The organism is Pseudomonas sp. FG47, assembly GCF_057809115.1.
The window spans coordinates 1-1,250 of record NZ_JBMDJI010000083.1; the positions used below are offsets into that span (position 1 = coordinate 1).

The 1,250-nt window shown below is 53.8% G+C and carries 2 protein-coding genes; both read left to right on the top strand.

Annotation, left to right across the window (positions count from 1 at the left end; all coding sequences use genetic code 11):
- The first annotated feature begins 18 nt into the window (after positions 1 to 18).
- The gene (locus ACODS5_RS24630) at positions 19 to 372 is read left to right on the top strand and encodes a transposase (protein ID WP_437440770.1); all 354 of its coding nucleotides are present in this window, start codon (positions 19 to 21) and stop codon (positions 370 to 372) included.
- Between the two features lie 8 nt (positions 373 to 380).
- A complete protein-coding gene (locus ACODS5_RS24635) occupies positions 381 to 1,214 on the top strand; it encodes an IS3 family transposase (RefSeq protein ID WP_489109883.1) in 834 nt (277 codons plus the stop codon).
- Positions 1,215 to 1,250 lie beyond the last annotated feature (36 nt).

The following is a 1,250-nucleotide window of genomic DNA, read 5'->3' on the forward strand; positions in this document are numbered from 1 at the left end:
TGAACTGGCCTAATGATTTTGGACACCTTCTTCGGGCGCTATGATGGCGCCCAATTGGAGGCAAAATCAGTGCGCAAGTCTTATTCGAAAGAACACAAAATCCAAGCGGCCGAAATGGTGCTGGACGGTGGCCAGTCAGTTCCGGAGGTATGCGAAATCCTTGGGATTGGCCGTACAGCCCTGCGCCGTTGGGTTGAGCAGGTACGCCAGGAGAGAGAGGGTAAGGTTCCGGCTGGAGCCAAAGCCATCACTCCGGAGCAGCAACGTATCGAAGAGCTGGAAGCATTGGTTCGTCAAAAGGATCGGGATATCGAAATCCTAAAAAAGGCCAGTGCTCTCCTGCTTCGGGACTCCAAAGATCGTTCTCGCTGATCAACGAGCTGAGAGAGCAATACGGTGTTGTCGACTGCTGTCGTGTGCTTGGGGTCAAGCGCAGCAGTTTCTATGCATGGCGTAAACGCCAAGGCCGTGAGAATCCCGGCAGGGATGCTCTACGCTCGCGTGTAATCAATCACTTCATGGCGTCACGAAGCTCCGCAGGTTCACGCACGTTGATGCAGGAACTGCGGCGTGAAGGCCATGTGGTTGGGCGTTACAAAGTGCGTGCGCTTATGCGTGAAGCTGGCCTGAAATGCCGGCAGCGTAGGCCACACCGGTATCGGTCATCAGGTACGGAAGCACTGATTGCGGAAAACCAACTGAAGCGAAACTTCAAGGTTTCGACGATCAACGAGGTCTGGTGTGGCGATGTAACTTACATCCAGGTTGGCAGACGTTGGCTGTATTTGGCCGCTGTAATCGACTTGTACGCACGCCGAGTTGTGGGCTGGGCGTTTTCAATGACTGCCGATGCCAGGTTGGCCTGTGACGCGTTGCGCATGGCGTCTGAGTCCAGAGGCAAGCCTACGGGCGTGATGTTTCATTCAGATCAAGGTTGTCAGTACACCAGCCATAAATTCAGAGCTGTACTTGAAGAGTGCAGCTTGAAACAGAGCATGAGCCACCGTGGCCAATGCTGGGACAATGCGGCCATGGAGCGATTCTTCGGGGCATTAAAATCAGAATGGGTGCCAGCAGAAGGCTATGAATCCGAAGCTGAAGCTAAAGCCGACATCATGGCTTACTTGGTGCGCTACAACCTAAAGCGCCTCCACAGCTACAACGGTTACGAGACCCCGGTAGCTATGGAGGAAAAGCTCAGGGCAGCAGCATGAACCTTAACCGGTGTCCAAAATTACTTGACCAGATCA